Source organism: Burkholderia oklahomensis C6786, assembly GCF_000959365.1.
In the GTDB taxonomy this organism is placed as follows: domain Bacteria; phylum Pseudomonadota; class Gammaproteobacteria; order Burkholderiales; family Burkholderiaceae; genus Burkholderia; species Burkholderia oklahomensis.
The window spans coordinates 790,436-806,506 of the sequence record NZ_CP009555.1; the positions used below are offsets into that span (position 1 = coordinate 790,436).

Sequence of the window (16,071 nt, forward strand, 5' to 3'; positions counted from 1 at the left end):
GAAGCCCGCGCCGCGCCTCTCCGATTTCACGACGCACGAGCGTCCCCAAGATTTCACAGCGATCCCGACATGAGCAACAAGAAAGCCGATTCGAAACCGCAGGCCAAGTATCCGGTCAACCTGCTCGACACGCCGTTCCCGATGCGCGGCGACCTCCCGAAGCGCGAACCGCAATGGGTGAAGGACTGGGAAACGCGCGGCGTCTACGACAAGATCCGCGCGGCGAGCCAGGGCCGCCCGAAGTTCATCCTGCATGACGGCCCGCCGTACGCGAACGGCGACATCCACCTGGGCCACGCGGTCAACAAGATCCTGAAGGACATGGTCGTGAAGTCGCGCAACATGGCGGGCTTCGACGCGCCGTACGTGCCCGGCTGGGACTGCCACGGGATGCCGATCGAGATCCAGATCGAGAAGCAGTTCGGCAAGTCGCTGCCCGCCGCCGAGGTGATGGAGAAGGCGCGCGCCTATGCGACCGAGCAGATCGAGAAGCAGAAGGCGGGCTTCAAGCGCCTCGGCGTGCTCGGCGAATGGGACAATCCGTACAAGACGATGAACTTCCAGAACGAGGCGGAAGAAATCCGCGCGCTCGGCAAGATCATCGAGAAGGGCTACGTGTATCGCGGCCTGAAGCCCGTGAACTGGTGCTTCGACTGCGGCTCGGCGCTCGCCGAAGCGGAGGTCGAATACAAGGACCGCACCGATCCGACGATCGACGTGCTGTTCGCGTTCGCGGAACCGGAAAAAACCGCGCAGGCGTTCGGCCTCCCCGCGCTGCCGCGCGCCGAAGGCGGGATCGTGATCTGGACCACGACGCCCTGGACCATTCCGGCAAACCAGGCGCTCAACCTCCATCCGGAAATCGTCTACGCGCTCGTCGACACGCAGCGCGGCCTCCTCGTCATCGCCGAGGAACGCGTCGAAGCGTGCATGAAGGACTTCGATCTGACGGGCCGCGTGATCGCGACGACGCGCGGCGACAAGCTCGCGAACCTGCGCTTCCATCACCCGCTCGCCGCCGCGCATCCGGGCTACAAGCGCACCGCGCCCGTCTATCTCGGCGACTACGTGACGACCGACACCGGCACGGGCGTCGTCCACTCGTCGCCCGCGTACGGCGTCGAGGACTTCGTCTCCTGCAAGTCGCACGGCATGACCGATTCGGACATCATCAACCCGGTGATGGGCGACGGCCGCTACATCGAATCGCTGCCGCTCTTCGGCGGCCTCACGATCTGGGACGCGAATCCGAAGATCGTCGACGCGCTGAAGGCGGCGGGCTCGCTGCTGCGCAACGAGCACTACTCGCACAGCTACATGCACTGCTGGCGCCACAAGACGCCGATCATCTATCGCGCGACGTCGCAATGGTTCGCCGGCATGGACACGCAGCCGACGGACGGCGGCCGGACGCTGCGCGAGACCGCGCTCGACGCGGTCGACGCGACCGCGTTCTATCCGTCGTGGGGCAAGCAGCGCCTGCACAGCATGATCGCGAACCGTCCGGACTGGACGCTGTCGCGCCAGCGCCAATGGGGCGTGCCGATGGCGTTCTTCGTCCACAAGGAAACGGGCGAGCTGCATCCGCGCACGCTCGAGCTGCTCGAGGAAGTCGCGAAGCGCATCGAGCGGGCGGGCATCGAAGCATGGCAGACGCTCGATCCGCGCGAGCTGATCGGCGACGACGCGAACCTCTATGAAAAGAACCGCGACACGCTCGACGTCTGGTTCGACTCGGGCACGACGCACTGGCACGTGCTGCGCGGCTCGCACAAGGATCAGCTGCAGTTCCCGGCCGACCTGTACCTCGAAGGCTCGGACCAGCACCGCGGCTGGTTCCACTCGTCGCTCTTGACCGCGTCGATGCTCGACGGCTGCGCGCCGTACAAGGGCCTCCTCACGCACGGCTTCACGGTCGACGGCGAAGGCCGCAAGATGAGCAAGTCGCTCGGCAACGGGATCGATCCGCACGAAGTCGCGAACCGCCTCGGCGCGGAGATCATCCGCCTGTGGATCGCATCGACCGATTATTCGGGCGAGCTCGCGATCTCCGAGGAGATTCTCAAGCGCGTGACGGAAGGCTATCGCCGGATCCGCAACACGCTGCGCTTCCTGCTCGCGAACCTGTCGGACTTCGATTACGCGAAGGACGCGCTGCCCGCGAGCGAATGGCTCGAGATCGACCGCTATGCGGTCGCGTTCGCCGCGCAGCTTCAGACCGAGCTGCTCGCGCATTACGAGAAGTACGAGTTCCACCCGGTCGTCGCGAAGCTGCAGACGTTCTGCTCGGAAGACTTGGGCGGCTTCTATCTCGACGTGCTGAAGGATCGCCTGTACACGAGCGCGCCGGCGTCGAACGCGCGCCGCTCCGCGCAGACGGCGCTCTACCACGTGACGCAGGGCCTCCTGCGCGTGCTCGCGCCGTTCCTGTCGTTCACGGCCGAGGAAGCGTGGCGCGTGTTCCGGCCGCAAAGCGACACGATCTTCACCGAAACCTACTACGCATATCCGGAAGTCGCCGACGCCGACGCGCTCGTCGCGAAATGGTCGCTGCTGCGCGACGTGCGCGGCAGCGTGACGAAGGCGCTCGAGGAAGCGCGCACCGAGAACCGCATCGGCTCGTCGCTGCAGGCAGAAGTCGAAGTGCGCGCGTCGGGCGCGCGCTTCGACGCGCTCGCGAGCCTCGGCGACGATCTGAAGTTCGTGCTGATCACGTCGGCGGCGACGGTCGCGAAGGTCGATGCGGAAAGCGACGAGGGCGTCGACGTCGCGACGTCGAAGTACCAGAAGTGCGAACGCTGCTGGCACTACCGCGAAGACGTCGGCGCGCACGCCGATCATCCGACGCTCTGCGGCCGCTGCTTCTCCAACCTGTTCGAAAACGGCGAAACCCGGAGCGCTGCATAAATGGCGAAGACCACCCTGTCGAAATCCTCGGGCGGCGCGCTCGCGCCGTGGCTCGGCATCTCGCTGATCGTGATCCTGTTCGATCAGCTGACGAAGATCGCCGTGCTGAAGACGTTCGCGTACGGCGCGATGCACCCGTTGACGCCGTTCTTCAACCTGACGCTGATCTACAACCGCGGCGCGGCGTTCGGCTTCCTCGCGACGGCGGGCGGCTGGCAGCGCTGGGCGTTCACGGCGCTCGGCATCGGCGCGACGCTCGTGATCTGCTACCTGCTGAAGCGCCATGGCCATCAGCGCCTCTTCAGCTTGTCGCTCGCGCTGATCCTCGGCGGCGCGCTCGGCAACGTGATCGACCGCCTGCTGTACGGTCACGTGATCGACTTCCTCGACTTCCACGCCGGCGCGTGGCACTGGCCCGCGTTCAACCTCGCCGACTCCGCGATCACGGTAGGCGCGGTGCTCCTCATCTACGACGAGCTGCGCCGCGTGCGCGGCGCACGCTGAGCGCATACACTTCGCGCAGGGGCCGGCGCGCGCCGGCCCCACGTGCTTCCGGAGACTTCAGTTGGCACACGCAGAACTCGCAGGAAAACACCTCGTCCTCGGCCTCACGGGCGGCATCGCCTGCTACAAGATCGCCGAGCTCACGCGTCTTCTGACGAAGGCGGGCGCGACCGTGCAGGTCGTGATGACCGACGCCGCGACGCAATTCATCACCCCCGTCACGATGCAGGCGCTGTCCGGCCGCCCCGTCTACACGAGCCAGTGGGACGCGCGGATGCCGAACAACATGGCGCACATCGACTTGTCGCGCGAAGCCGACGCGATCGTGATCGCGCCCGCGTCGACCGATTTCCTCGCGAAGCTCGCGCACGGTTTCGCCGACGATCTGCTGTCGACGCTGTGCATCGCGCGCGACTGCCCGCTGCTCGTCGTGCCCGCGATGAACCGCCAGATGTGGCAGAACCCGGCGACGCAGCGCAACGTCGCGCAGTTGCGCCACGACGGCGTCGCGGTGCTCGGGCCCGATTCGGGCGCGCAGGCGTGCGGCGAAGTCGGCGACGGCCGGATGCTCGAGCCGGAGGCGATCTACGAAGCGATCGTGTCGCACTTCCAGCCGAAGGTGTTCGCGCATCGCCGCGTGCTGATCACCGCGGGCCCGACGTTCGAGCCGCTCGATCCGGTCCGCGGGCTCACGAACCGCTCGAGCGGCAAGATGGGCTTCGCGATCGCGCGCGCCGCGCAGCAGGCGGGCGCCGACGTGCATCTCGTCGCGGGCCCCGTCCATCTGCCGACGCCGTGGGGCGTGTACCGCGAAGACGTGCAGACCGCGCAGCAGATGCACGACGCGGTGCTGAACGCGGTGCCGGACGCCGACGTATTCATCGCGGTCGCCGCGGTCGCCGACTGGCGCGCCGCGCAGCCCGCCGAGCACAAGATCAAGAAGACCGCCGACCACAAGATGCCGGCGCTCACGTTCGTCGAGAATCCGGACATCCTCGCGACCGTCGCGGCGCGGCCCGATGCGCCCTATTGCGTCGGCTTCGCGGCGGAGAGCGGCGATCTCGACGTGCACGGCGAGGAAAAGCGCGTGCGCAAGAACGTGCCCCTTCTGATCGGCAATCTCGGCCCGCTGACGTTCGGCCTCGACGATAACGAAGTCGTGCTGTTCGAAGCGAGCGGCACGACGCGCCTGCCGCGCGCCGACAAGATGACGCTCGCGCACGCGCTCGTCGCCGAAATCGCGAAGCGGCTGCCCGACACGAGCCTCATCTGACGCATCGCCGCGGCCGCCTCGCGCGGCCGCGCCTCTCAACCACCGTCACCGATTTTCGCCGCATGAAACTCGATCTCAAGATTCTCGACGCGCGCGTGCGCGACTACCTGCCGAAATACGCGACGACCGGCAGCGCGGGCCTCGATCTGCGCGCGTGCCTCGACGCGCCCATCACGCTGAAGCCGGGCGACACGGCGCTCGTGCCGACCGGCCTCGCGATCCATCTCGCCGATCCCGGCTACGCGGCGCTGATCCTGCCGCGCTCGGGCCTCGGCCACAAGCACGGGATCGTGCTCGGCAACCTGGTCGGCCTCATCGATTCGGACTACCAGGGCGAGCTGATGATCTCGACGTGGAACCGCGGCCAGACCGAATTCGTGCTGAACCCGTTCGAACGCCTCGCGCAACTCGTGATCGTGCCGGTCGTGCAGGCGGCGTTCAATCTCGTCGACGACTTCGCGCAGAGCGAGCGCGGCGCGGGCGGCTTCGGCAGCACCGGCCGCAACTGAGCCACGCGACAAAACGCGTGCGGGGCCCAACCGCCCCCGCACGCGCTTCGCTTCCCGCCTCTTGCCGTTACGCTGCCGCTCACTCCTCGAGCGCCGGCTGCTTCCAGCCGAGCTGCGGCTGCTCCCCTTGCTTCGCCTGCTTCGCTTCGGCGAACATCGCATAGATCACGAGCGCGATCAGCACGCCCGCGAGAATCGCCGACGAACCGACGGTGCCGAACCCGAGGCCGCCCTTCGCGACGGGCTTCGTCAGCAGGTCGCCGACCGTCGCGCCGAACGGCCGCGTCAGCACGAACGCCGCCCAGAACAGGAGCACCTTCGACACGTTCGTCAGGTACGCGGCGAGCACGATCACCGCGAGCAAGCCGCCGATCAGGAACGCGCCGCCCGCGAAGCCCAGGCCCGAACTGTCGGCGAGGAAGTCGCCGAGCGCGGTGCCGAGCGTGTTCGAGAACAGAATCGCGACCCAGTAGAGGAGCTCGACCTTGCGCGTGCGGATCTCGGTGACCGCGAGCGATTCGCCCTGCAGCCGCCACACGGCGAAGATCGTCAGCAGGATCGCGACGAGAATGCCGGAGCCGGCCGCGTAGCCGAGACCGAGCGTGCGGTCCATGAAGTCGGACATCGTCGTGCCGGCGGTGCTCGTCGCGACGATCACCGCCCAGTAGATCGCCGGACGGTAGCGCGTCGTCGCGAGCTGCGCGGCGAGCGTGACGATGAAGAACGAGAACAGGATCAACGAGCTGTACGCATAGCCGACATTGAGCGTCATCGACAGCAGATCGCCGCCGGTTTCGCCGAGCGTCGTCGCGCAGATCTTCATCACCCAGAACGCGAGCGTAATCGCAGGGAGCTTGTTCATGCGAGCCTCTCGAAGGAATTCGGAATAGACCAATCGCCGCCATGCGGCACGAGACTCGAATGCTAAAGAACGGTCGCTTAAGAGAGCGTTAACCCGCATCCGCGGCGTGCGAACATCGACCGATTCGCGCGTTGACGCACACAGGCAGTGCACGTTATTGCTGTCTGCGCAGGATTCCCTCTGGATTCACGCCATGGATGAAACAATCCCGCGCGGTCACGACGAGATAGTCGCCGAGACGCCGCACATCGAGATCGCATACGCCGTCCGACGCTTGCGCGCGCGACAGCGTCGCTTCGACGTCAGACACGGGCCGCATCCGCAACAGCATCTCGACGCGCGACCGCGCGCCGCCCCCCATGAACGAATAGCTGACGCGATCGCCGCGCACGATCAGCCTGCGCGCGCCCTCGCTGCTGCGCCAGCGGCCGTCCCAGCCGGGCGCGCGCATGGGCGTCCGGATCGGCCGCAAGTGCGAGCGCACGAGCCATCCGGATGTCGCGACACCCGCGCCGTCGATGTACGTCGCGTGCACCATGCCGCTCAGCCACATGTCGCCGTCCGCCGACTCGCTGACGACCACCTCGCCGCCCTTCGCGACGTAGCGGCCGCTGTTCTTGAAGTGGAACGACACGCCTTCGGCGTCCGATTCGCGCGTGAAGAACGGGGACTTCGGCGCTTGCACGCTCGCGAGCCACGGCGTCGTGTCGAGAAGCGGCACGGCCCCGCCGCTCGAAGACGCGCGCAAGGTCGCCCCGAACGAGGCCGCGAACGGACAAGCGAGCGCGACGCCGACGAGCGCGCCCAACGCGATGCGCTTCACCGCACGCGCGAGCGCTCCCGCGCGCGCATGCGCCGTCGTGTGCTCGGCATCGGTCGCTTCGCCGGTGTTCTTCGCCATCGTCATTCTGTCTCTCGCCAGAAATGCCGCCCCTCATGCCGCGCCGCCGCCGCGTCCCGGCTTCGCGCTCTTCACGCTGCAGCTAGCCGGCGTGCCGCGCGCGGTAATGCAGCCGATACGCGAGCGTCAGCAGCACCATGAACGCAATGCCGACCATCATCGTCATTCTGAACTCGCGCGTAAACGCCGTCGTCACGAGCACCGCGCCGACGAGCGCCGCGCCGAGCAGACTGCCGATCGGATGCAGCCACATCCTGAACGCGGGCGTCGGACCGCGATAGCGCGCGCGAAAGCAGAGATGCGTGACGAAGATCATCAGCCACGTGAACAGCGCGCCGAACATCGCGATCGCCATCAGCAGCGTGAACGCGGTTTCCGGATACAGCGCGACCAGCACGGCCGCGATCGCGACGCCGCTCGACGATACGACGAGCGCCGCGAGCGGCACGCCGTTCGCGCCGATGCGCCCGAAGAGCGCGGGCGCGAGCCGCGCGCGCGACAGGCTGAACATCATTCGCGTCGTCACGTAGAGCTGGCTGTTCATCGCGGAGAGCGCCGCGACGAGCACGACGAAGTTGATGACGCCCGCCGCGTACGGCACGTGCGTGGCGGCCATCACCTTGACGAACGGGCTTTCGTCGGTGCCGGCCTGCGTCCACGGCACGATCGCGAGCATCAGCGACAGCGTGAGCAGATAGAACAGCACGAGACGAAGCACGGTCGACCGAAACGCTTGCGACACCGCGCGCTGCGGATCGCGCGCTTCACCCGCCGCGATCGCGACGGTTTCGATGCTCATGTAGCTGAAGATCGCGACGATCACCGCGACCCACGCGCCCGAGAAACCCTTCGGAAAGAAGCCGCCGTGCGCCGCGTAGTTCGCGAAACCGATGCCGGACGAAGCGGGCGCTGTCGAGACAAAGTACGCGCCGAGCACGATGAACGCGACGATCGCGGTGATCTTCAGCAGCGAGAACACGTATTCGACGACGCCGTACAGCGTGACGCTCGCCATGTTCACGGCGATCAGCACGGCCGAAAACCCGATGACCCAGTACCAGCCGGGCACGGCCGGACACCAGTATTTCATGAAGACGGCGATCGCGCTCACCTCGGTGCCGACCGCGAACACGACGGCCGACCAGTACGCATAGCGGACGAGAAACCCGGCGAGCGGACCGACATAATGCTCGGCATACGCGCCGAACGAGCCCGACGTCGGATGCGCGACCGTCATTTCCGCCAGCGCGCCCATCAGCAGCAGCGCGATCAGCGCGCCGATCGCATACGACACCAGCACGCCCGGCCCCGCGAGCCCGATCGCGAAGCCGCTGCCCAGAAAGAGACCCGTCCCGATCGCGCCCCCGATCGCGATCATCGCCATCTGCCCCGACGAGAGCCCGCGCCGCAGACCCTTCTCGCGCTCGACGATCGGGTCGAACGTTCGTTGTTGTTGCGTCAAACCAAACTCCTGCTTTCGTGCTTTTTATCTGCTGCAAACAAAACGAAACGGCGCGGGAGACTTCCCGCGCCGTTCGTTCGAAGCGTTCGACCAGCGGTTATTCGACTTCCACCGTCTCTTCGTTGGGCTTGCTGGGCGGCGTCGCCGTCTTGTCGAACGACAGTTGCACCTTGTCGCTCTCGTCGACGTCGACCGTCACGTGACCGCCGTTGACGAGCTTGCCGAACAGCAGCTCGTCGGCAAGCGCGCGCCGGATCGTATCCTGAATCAGCCGCTGCATCGGCCGCGCGCCCATCAGCGGGTCGAAGCCGTGCTTCGCGAGATGCTTGCGCAACGCGTCGGTGAACAGCGCGTCGACCTTCTTCTCGTGCAGTTGCTCCTCGAGCTGGATCAGGAACTTGTCGACCACCCGCATGATGATTTCCTCATCGAGCGAGCGGAAGCTGATGATCGCGTCGAGACGGTTGCGGAACTCCGGCGTGAACAGACGCTTGATGTCGACCATTTCGTCGCCGGTTTCGCGGCGCGTCGTGAAGCCGATCGACGCCTTCTGCATCGACTCCGCGCCCGCGTTCGTCGTCATGATGATGATGACGTTGCGGAAATCCGCCTTGCGGCCGTTGTTGTCGGTCAGCGTGCCGTGGTCCATCACCTGCAGCAGCACGTTGAAGATGTCCGGATGCGCCTTCTCGATTTCGTCGAGCAGCAGCACGCAATGCGGCTTCTTCGTGACGGCCTCGGTGAGGAGCCCGCCCTGGTCGAACCCGACGTAGCCCGGCGGCGCGCCGATCAGGCGGCTCACCGCGTGACGCTCCATGTACTCGGACATGTCGAAGCGGATCAGCTCGATGCCGAGCGTGAACGCGAGCTGCCGCGCCACTTCGGTCTTGCCGACGCCCGTCGGACCGGAGAACAGGAACGCGCCGATCGGCTTGTCGAGCTTGCCGAGGCCCGCGCGCGCCATCTTGATCGCGGCCGCGAGCGCGTCGATCGCCGGATCCTGGCCGAACACGACGCTCTTCAGATCGCGGTCGAGCGTCTGCAGCTTGCTGCGGTCGTCCTGCGACACGCTCTGCGGCGGAACGCGCGCGATCTTCGAGATGATTTCCTCGATCTCGCTCTTGCCGATCGTCTTCTTCTGCTTCGACTTCGGCAGCACGCGCTGCGCGGCGCCCGCCTCGTCGATCACGTCGATCGCCTTGTCGGGCAGATGACGGTCGGTGATGAAGCGCGCCGACAGCTCGGCGGCCGCCGACAGCGCGCCCGACGAATACTTGACGCCGTGATGCTCCTCGAAGCGCGACTTCAGGCCGCGCAGGATCGCAACCGTCTGCTCGACGGTCGGCTCCGTCACGTCGATCTTCTGGAAGCGCCGCGACAGCGCCGCATCCTTTTCGAAGATCCCGCGATACTCGGTGAACGTCGTCGCGCCGATGCACTTGAGCGTGCCCGACGACAGCGCCGGCTTCAGCAGGTTCGACGCGTCGAGCGTGCCGCCCGACGCGGCGCCCGCGCCGATCAGCGTATGGATCTCGTCGATGAAGAGGATCGCGTGCGGACGCTCCTTCAGTTCCTTGAGCACCGTCTTCAGACGCTGCTCGAAGTCGCCGCGATACTTCGTGCCCGCGAGGAGCGCGCCCATGTCGAGCGAATACACCTGCGCGTTCGCGAGAATGTCCGGCACCTCGCCGCGCGTGATGCGATATGCGAGGCCCTCGGCGATCGCCGTCTTGCCGACGCCCGCCTCGCCGACGAGGAGCGGATTGTTCTTGCGGCGACGGCAGAGCACCTGCACGACGCGCTCGACCTCGGACTCGCGTCCGATGAGCGGATCGATGCGGCCGTCCTTCGCCATCTGGTTCAGATTCTGCGTGAACTGCGCGAGCGGCGTTTCCTTCTGCGTGTTCGCGTCGTCGGCTTCCGCGCTCGCGTCGGCGGGCTTCGCGGACTCGCTGCTGCTCGTCTTCGCGATGCCGTGCGAGATGAAGTTGACGACGTCGAGGCGCGTCACGCCCTGCTGCTGCAGATAGTAGACCGCGTGCGAATCCTTCTCGCCGAAGATCGCGACGAGCACGTTCGCGCCCGTGACTTCCTTCTTGCCGTTCGACGTCGACTGCACATGCATGATCGCGCGCTGGATCACGCGCTGAAAACCGAGCGTCGGCTGCGTGTCGACGTCGTCGGTGCCGGGTACGGTCGGCGTGTTGTCGTGGATGAAATTGCGCAGGTTCTGGCGCAGGTCCTCGATGTTCGCGGCACACGCGCGCAACACTTCGGCTGCCGTCGGATTATCCAGCAGCGCCAACAAGAGATGCTCGACCGTAATGAACTCATGCCGCGCCTGGCGCGCTTCCATGAACGCCATGTGCAGGCTGACTTCCAATTCCTGGGCAATCATGCTTCCTCCATCACGCACTGCAGCGGATGCCCGGCCTGCCGCGCATGGGTAACGACTTGCTCGACTTTGGTCGACGCGATGTCTCGCGTATAGACCCCACAAACCCCCCGCCCTTCGCGATGCACCTTCAACATAATCTGCGTGGCCGTTTCGCGATCCTTCTTGAAATACTCCTGCACGATCATCACGACGAATTCCATTGGCGTGAAGTCATCGTTCAGGAGCACCACCTTGTACATCGAAGGCGGCTTGAGCTTCTGCTCCTTGCGTTCCAGGACGGTGCTGTCCTGCTTGTCCGGGATAATCGCCATACACCCATTCTAAACAACTCGGACAGGCCCGCAATCCTGTCGTTAACCGACTGACCAGCCGGCGCCCTCCCCGGCTCCCCACGTGCGGCAGCGTCCCTCTCACATCGAACGGGAGCCGGCTGCGGGGCCGGCTCCCGTTCGATGTGCAAGCATGCGGCGTGCCGCCCGCGCACTGTGCATGGATCGAGTATCCCACAACGCGGACAACCTCGAACGCGCGTCACTCGAGCCTGGTATGTGCGACGATTATGCGACTTTTCAAGCCGCCTCGCTCGCCCCGACACTGCGAAGCAAAGCGGGATAAACCCTGAAAATGGGTTCTTTACAACGTCCCCGTATACGTCTAAAAATTTTCTTGACACTCCATTAAAGAGCGCCAACAATCAAGCTGGCACTTTTTTCAATTTGTCTTTGACAATCGAAAGAGGCCGAGGTGAGCTTGTGAGGGGGGAACGGCTGCGTATGCCGGTCGTTTAGCTTTTCGAGCGTGCTCGTTGTAAGTAGCGACTGTGTGACAGGGGAAGTAGGTATGGCAACTGGTATTGTCAAATGGTTCAATGACGCGAAGGGCTTCGGCTTCATCACGCCCGACGAAGGCGGCGAAGATCTGTTTGCACATTTCTCGGCGATCAACATGCAGGGCTTCAAGACCCTGAAGGAAGGCCAAAAGGTCAGCTTCGAGGTTGTGCAGGGCCCGAAGGGTAAGCAGGCGTCGAACATCCAAGCTGCTTGAGGGCCGTCTGGATCAGGAATAGAAAACCCGGCTTCCAGCCGGGTTTTTTTTCGCCCGCCCGTCGGGCGCCGCGAGCCGCGAGCCGAGCGTGCGCTCGGTCGCCGAACTCGGCCGCAACGCATTTCAAACGACTTTCAGCGTTCCCATCATCCCGAGATCCTCGTGCTCGAGGATATGGCAATGAAACATCCGCTCGCCGCGCTCCGTCTGCGTCGTGAGGATGCGCACGCTCTCGCCCTTCCGAACGTTCACCGTGTCGCGCCATGCGCGATAGGGCTCCGGCGCCGTCTTCCCCGCCGTCTCGCGCTCGATCACCTGGAACTGCGTGCCGTGCAGATGAAACGGATGATCCATGTCGGTTTCGTTACGAATCGTCCACGACTCGACATCGCCGCGCCGGCTCGTCAACGTCGCACGATGCGGCTCGAACGTCGCGCCGTTCACCATGAAGCGCATGCCGGCCGGTCGGCCGTGCGCGCCCGCGCGCATCATCGCGTCCATGTCCATCTGCTCGCCGAACACGACTTCCTTGCGCGCGACGGGCTCGCCGAGCGCGGGCACCGCGCGCAGCCGCTCGGGCAGCGCGCGCGGCGCGGCGGGCTCGAACGCGACGTCGGCGAGCGGCTGCGCGGGATCGGGCGGCAGGCCGCCATGCTCGGCGTCCGACATCGACATCTTGCCGCGGTCGTACTCGAGTGCCGTCAGCACCGCGCGCGACGCCTTATCGCCCGCGCGCACGACGAGCTCGGCGCGCTCGCCCGGCGCGAGCAGCAGCGACGTCACGTCGCGCGGCGCATCGAACAGGCCGCCATCAGTGCCGACGTGCGCGAACAATCGCCCGTCATCGAACGCGATGTGCAGATAGCGCGCGCTGCACGCGTTCCACACGCGCCAGCGCTCGTCGCCGGTGAGTGAAATGCGCGGCCGGCGCGCACCGTTGACGAGCACGAACTGGCCTTGGCGGCCGTTCATCCAGTCCATCATGCCGCTCGGTGCAATCGTGCCGTCGCGTGCAAGCTTGAGATCGGAGACGAATAGATGCCGCTCGGGCCAGCCGGCGAGCGGATCGTCGGCCGCTCGCACGACGAACGGCCCCGCGAGCCCGCGAAACACCTGCTCGGCCGTCATCATGTGCGGATGCGGGTGATACCAGTACGTGCCCGCGCTCCCCTTCGGCAGCGTGAACCGATAGACATGCGTCGCGCCCGGCGCGACGAGATCGGACGGATTGCCGTCCTGTTCGGGCGGCACGGGCAGCCCGTGCCAGTGGATCGTCGACGGCTGCGGCAGGCGATTGACGAAGCGGATCTCGACCGTGTCGCCTTCGCGCACGTCGATGAGCGGCCCGACCGCCGGCCCCCGCGCGCCCGCGCCGAATTGCCAGAACGTCGTCGGCGCGGCGCCCGGCAGCAGCGCACGCGCGACGGGCTGCGCGGTGAGCGTCGCGCGGAATACGCCCGGCTCGCGGCTCTCGTTCGCGAGCACGCGCAGCGCGGCGAGCGACGCGCCCGCAGGCAGCGCGTCCGCAGCCGCGAGCGCGGGCGGCGCAGGCTTGCCGTGCCGCCCGCGGGCGGGCGCGGGCTTCATGTCCGGCATGTCGCCCATCCCTTCCATGCCGTCCATCGCGCGGCCCGCGGCGAACGCGCCGCGCGCGAGGAGCGACGCGACGGCTGCCGCCAGCGCGCTCGAAAGAAAATGTCTGCGCAACATCGATCGGTTCCTGTGTCGCTGAAACGGAGATTCCGACGATACACCAGTCCGCATGCGCGCCGCTCACCGCTTGCGGTCGCTGCGCGCATGCGCCGCATCAAAATGAAACACCCCGGCGGGCGCGAGGCCCGCCGGGGTGTCGTTCGACATCGGCCGAGCCGACGCGCTTACTGCATGTTTTCGATCAGCACCTGGCCGAAGCCCGAGCACGACACTTGCGTCGCGCCTTCCATCAGGCGCGCGAAGTCGTACGTGACGCGCTTCTGCAGGATCGACTTTTCCATCGCGGCGATGATGACGTCTGCCGCTTCGGTCCAGCCGAGGTGGCGCAGCATCATTTCGGCCGACAGGATTTCCGAGCCCGGGTTCACGTAATCCTTGCCCGCGTACTTCGGCGCCGTGCCGTGCGTCGCTTCGAACATCGCGACCGAATCCGACAGGTTCGCGCCCGGCGCGATGCCGATGCCGCCGACTTGCGCGGCGAGCGCGTCGGAGATGTAGTCGCCGTTCAGGTTCAGCGTCGCGATCACGTCGTACTCGGCCGGACGCAGCAGGATCTGCTGCAGGAACGCGTCGGCGATCGAATCCTTGATGACGATCTCGTTGCCCGTCTTCGGGTTCTTGAACTTCATCCACGGGCCGCCGTCGATCAGCTCGGCGCCGAACTCCTTCTGCGCGAGCGCATAGCCGTAGTCACGGAACGCGCCTTCCGTGAACTTCATGATGTTGCCCTTGTGGACGAGCGTGACCGACTTGCGGTCGTTGTCGATCGCGTACTGGATCGCCTTGCGCACGAGACGCTCGGTGCCTTCCTTCGACACGGGCTTGATGCCGATGCCCGACGTTTCCGGGAAGCGGATCTTCTTCACGCCCATCTCTTCCTGCAGGAACTTGATGACCTTCTTCGCCTGCTCGGACTCGGCCGCCCATTCGATGCCGGCGTAGATGTCTTCCGAATTCTCGCGGAAGATCACCATGTCGGTCTTTTCCGGCGCGCGCACCGGCGACGGCACGCCCTTGAAGTACTGCACGGGGCGCAGGCAGACGTACAGGTCGAGATCCTGGCGCAGCGCGACGTTCAGCGAGCGGATGCCGCCGCCGACCGGGGTCGTGAGCGGCCCCTTGATCGACACGACGTATTCCTTCAGCACCTGCAGCGTCTCTTCCGGCAGCCATACGTCCGGACCGTAGACCTTCGTCGCCTTCTCGCCGGCGTAGATCTCCATCCAGTGGATCTTCTTCTTGCCGGCGTACGCCTTCTCGACCGCCGCGTCGACGACCTTGATCATCACCGGCGTGATGTCGAAGCCCGTGCCGTCGCCTTCGATGTAAGGAATGATCGGCTGATCGGAAACGTTGAGCGAGAAATCCTTGTTGACGGTGATCTTGTCACCGCCTTCCGGAACCTTGATGTGCTGATACGGCATGATCGACTCCAGTGATATGGCTGGGCTGGTGGGTATCTGGTTTTGCGCGGTCGGGCGGCGGCGCCTGCCCGGCGCCGACAACAGCGAGCCGCTATTCTAGCGCTCCCGCGGCGCAGGGCGGCGCGAACCTGGCGTGTCGGCCCCGCACAAGTCTTATATAAGACAAAAGACTTGCCGTTCCGTATTATGCATTAAGATTCCGCCATTTGCCATAGAACGCGGCCCGCGTTGCGCCGCGCGCCACCGCGAGCCTTGCCCCATGCACCTCATCGCTCTCAACAAGCCGTTCGGCACGATCTGCCAGTTCTCCCCGCACGAAACCCGCGGATCGCTCGGCGACTGGGTGAAGACGCCCGGCGTCTATCCGGCGGGCCGCCTCGACGCCGACAGCGAAGGGCTCCTCCTCCTTACCGACGACGGCGCGCTGCAGGCGAAGATCGCCGAGCCGCGCCACAAGCTCGTCAAGCGCTACTGGGCGCAGGTCGAGGGCGCGCCGGATGCGGGCGCGCTCGCGACGCTCGAGCGCGGCGTCGACCTCGGCGACTATGTGACCCGCCCATGCCGCGCGCGCTTCGTCACGCCGCCCGACACGCTCTGGCCGCGCAACCCGCCGGTCCGCTACCGCGCGGCGATCCCGACGACCTGGATCGAGCTCGAGATCGCCGAGGGCAAGAACCGCCAGGTGCGGCGGATGACCGCAGCGGTCGGCTTCCCGACGCTGCGCCTCATCCGGGTCGGCATCGGCGCGCTCGACCTGTTCGCGCTCGGCCTCGCGCCCGGCGAAACCCGCGAGCTGCCGCCGCGCGCGCCGTGGGAGCGCGCAAAGCGGCCCGGATGACATTTCGGTGACGCGCGAAACCGTGCGTCAACCGAGCGCGAACCCGACGCGTTAAACGACGCAGATGCCACTTCCAGCTATCCGGCATTGGCGACCGAACCGCAGGCCCGTCGCTCGAGCGACGACCCGCAGCGGACAGGCCGCCCGCAGCGCGACGAGATTTTTCTCGATGCGCCTGTCAACCGAAAGGTGGATGGCACGTTAGACGACATGACTCCTATGCCGGGTCATTTGGT

At 66.1% G+C, this 16,071-nt stretch carries 13 protein-coding genes; 6 read left to right on the forward strand and 7 right to left on the reverse strand.

All coding sequences use genetic code 11. The features are described 5' to 3' along the window. Nucleotides 1–69: 69 nt before the first annotated feature. From ileS to dut, 4 genes are all read left to right on the forward strand, one after another. Nucleotides 70–2,907: an isoleucine--tRNA ligase gene (gene ileS, locus BG90_RS03545; RefSeq protein WP_010114285.1), complete on the forward strand. Its 2,838-nt coding sequence runs from the start codon at nucleotides 70–72 to the stop codon at nucleotides 2,905–2,907. Further along, on the forward strand, nucleotides 2,908–3,411 hold the full coding sequence (gene lspA, locus BG90_RS03550; RefSeq protein WP_010102088.1) for a signal peptidase II: 504 nt from the start codon (nucleotides 2,908–2,910) through the stop codon (nucleotides 3,409–3,411). A gap of 61 nt (nucleotides 3,412–3,472) precedes the next feature. After that, nucleotides 3,473–4,684, forward strand: a complete 1,212-nt coding sequence (gene coaBC, locus BG90_RS03555) for a bifunctional phosphopantothenoylcysteine decarboxylase/phosphopantothenate--cysteine ligase CoaBC (protein ID WP_010102087.1) — start codon at nucleotides 3,473–3,475, stop codon at nucleotides 4,682–4,684. A gap of 62 nt (nucleotides 4,685–4,746) precedes the next feature. Next, on the forward strand, nucleotides 4,747–5,193 hold the full coding sequence (gene dut / locus BG90_RS03560; protein WP_010102085.1) for a dUTP diphosphatase: 447 nt from the start codon (nucleotides 4,747–4,749) through the stop codon (nucleotides 5,191–5,193). Between the two features lie 79 nt (nucleotides 5,194–5,272). Here dut and BG90_RS03565 read toward each other — a convergent pair whose 3' ends face one another. From BG90_RS03565 to clpS, 5 genes are all read right to left on the reverse strand, one after another. Next, nucleotides 5,273–6,055, reverse strand: a complete 783-nt coding sequence (locus tag BG90_RS03565) for a COG4705 family protein (protein WP_010102083.1) — start codon at nucleotides 6,053–6,055, stop codon at nucleotides 5,273–5,275. Between the two features lie 154 nt (nucleotides 6,056–6,209). Continuing rightward, entirely contained in the window at nucleotides 6,210–6,962 is a 753-nt protein-coding gene (locus BG90_RS03570) for a hypothetical protein (RefSeq protein ID WP_010114284.1), read from the reverse strand. Between the two features lie 76 nt (nucleotides 6,963–7,038). Further along, nucleotides 7,039–8,418 (reverse strand): amino acid permease, encoded by a 1,380-nt coding sequence (locus BG90_RS03575; protein ID WP_010114283.1) that lies wholly within the window; start codon nucleotides 8,416–8,418, stop codon nucleotides 7,039–7,041. A 97-nt stretch (nucleotides 8,419–8,515) separates the two neighbouring features. After that, on the reverse strand, nucleotides 8,516–10,816 hold the full coding sequence (clpA, locus tag BG90_RS03580) for an ATP-dependent Clp protease ATP-binding subunit ClpA (protein ID WP_010114282.1): 2,301 nt from the start codon (nucleotides 10,814–10,816) through the stop codon (nucleotides 8,516–8,518). Continuing rightward, the gene (gene clpS, locus BG90_RS03585) at nucleotides 10,813–11,127 is read right to left on the reverse strand and encodes an ATP-dependent Clp protease adapter ClpS (RefSeq protein ID WP_009892611.1); all 315 of its coding nucleotides are present in this window, start codon (nucleotides 11,125–11,127) and stop codon (nucleotides 10,813–10,815) included. The genes clpA and clpS overlap by 4 nt, the downstream gene beginning before the upstream one ends. Before the next feature lie 529 nt (nucleotides 11,128–11,656). Between clpS and BG90_RS03590 the strand changes: the two genes are divergently transcribed. Continuing rightward, complete coding sequence (locus BG90_RS03590; RefSeq protein WP_004196460.1) at nucleotides 11,657–11,860, forward strand: cold-shock protein; 204 nt, start codon at nucleotides 11,657–11,659, stop codon at nucleotides 11,858–11,860. 123 nt (nucleotides 11,861–11,983) lie between these two features. Here BG90_RS03590 and BG90_RS03595 read toward each other — a convergent pair whose 3' ends face one another. Both BG90_RS03595 and icd read right to left on the reverse strand, forming a co-directional pair. After that, nucleotides 11,984–13,570: a multicopper oxidase family protein gene (locus tag BG90_RS03595; protein WP_045568050.1), complete on the reverse strand. Its 1,587-nt coding sequence runs from the start codon at nucleotides 13,568–13,570 to the stop codon at nucleotides 11,984–11,986. A gap of 167 nt (nucleotides 13,571–13,737) precedes the next feature. Beyond that, nucleotides 13,738–14,997, reverse strand: coding sequence for an NADP-dependent isocitrate dehydrogenase (icd, locus tag BG90_RS03600; RefSeq protein ID WP_010102073.1), 1,260 nt, complete (start codon nucleotides 14,995–14,997; stop codon nucleotides 13,738–13,740). Nucleotides 14,998–15,256: 259 nt separating this feature from the next. Here icd and BG90_RS03605 point away from each other — a divergent pair, with 259 nt between their 5' ends. Continuing rightward, complete coding sequence (locus tag BG90_RS03605) at nucleotides 15,257–15,835, forward strand: pseudouridine synthase (protein ID WP_010102068.1); 579 nt, start codon at nucleotides 15,257–15,259, stop codon at nucleotides 15,833–15,835. The last annotated feature ends 236 nt before the right edge of the window (nucleotides 15,836–16,071 follow it).

Excerpts from the sequence above, each read along its gene's own strand:
- ileS (WP_010114285.1), top strand. The coding sequence starts at position 70 with ATGAGCAACAAGAAAGCCGATTCGAAACCGCAGGCCAAGTATCCGGTC.
- BG90_RS03595 (WP_045568050.1), bottom strand. The coding sequence starts at position 13,570 with ATGTTGCGCAGACATTTTCTTTCGAGCGCGCTGGCGGCAGCCGTCGCG.
- dut (WP_010102085.1), top strand. The coding sequence starts at position 4,747 with ATGAAACTCGATCTCAAGATTCTCGACGCGCGCGTGCGCGACTACCTG.
- clpA (WP_010114282.1), bottom strand. The coding sequence starts at position 10,816 with ATGATTGCCCAGGAATTGGAAGTCAGCCTGCACATGGCGTTCATGGAA.
- BG90_RS03590 (WP_004196460.1), top strand. The coding sequence starts at position 11,657 with ATGGCAACTGGTATTGTCAAATGGTTCAATGACGCGAAGGGCTTCGGC.
- clpS (WP_009892611.1), bottom strand. The coding sequence starts at position 11,127 with ATGGCGATTATCCCGGACAAGCAGGACAGCACCGTCCTGGAACGCAAG.
- lspA (WP_010102088.1), top strand. The coding sequence starts at position 2,908 with ATGGCGAAGACCACCCTGTCGAAATCCTCGGGCGGCGCGCTCGCGCCG.
- icd (WP_010102073.1), bottom strand. The coding sequence starts at position 14,997 with ATGCCGTATCAGCACATCAAGGTTCCGGAAGGCGGTGACAAGATCACC.
- BG90_RS03570 (WP_010114284.1), bottom strand. The coding sequence starts at position 6,962 with ATGACGATGGCGAAGAACACCGGCGAAGCGACCGATGCCGAGCACACG.
- BG90_RS03605 (WP_010102068.1), top strand. The coding sequence starts at position 15,257 with ATGCACCTCATCGCTCTCAACAAGCCGTTCGGCACGATCTGCCAGTTC.
- BG90_RS03565 (WP_010102083.1), bottom strand. The coding sequence starts at position 6,055 with ATGAACAAGCTCCCTGCGATTACGCTCGCGTTCTGGGTGATGAAGATC.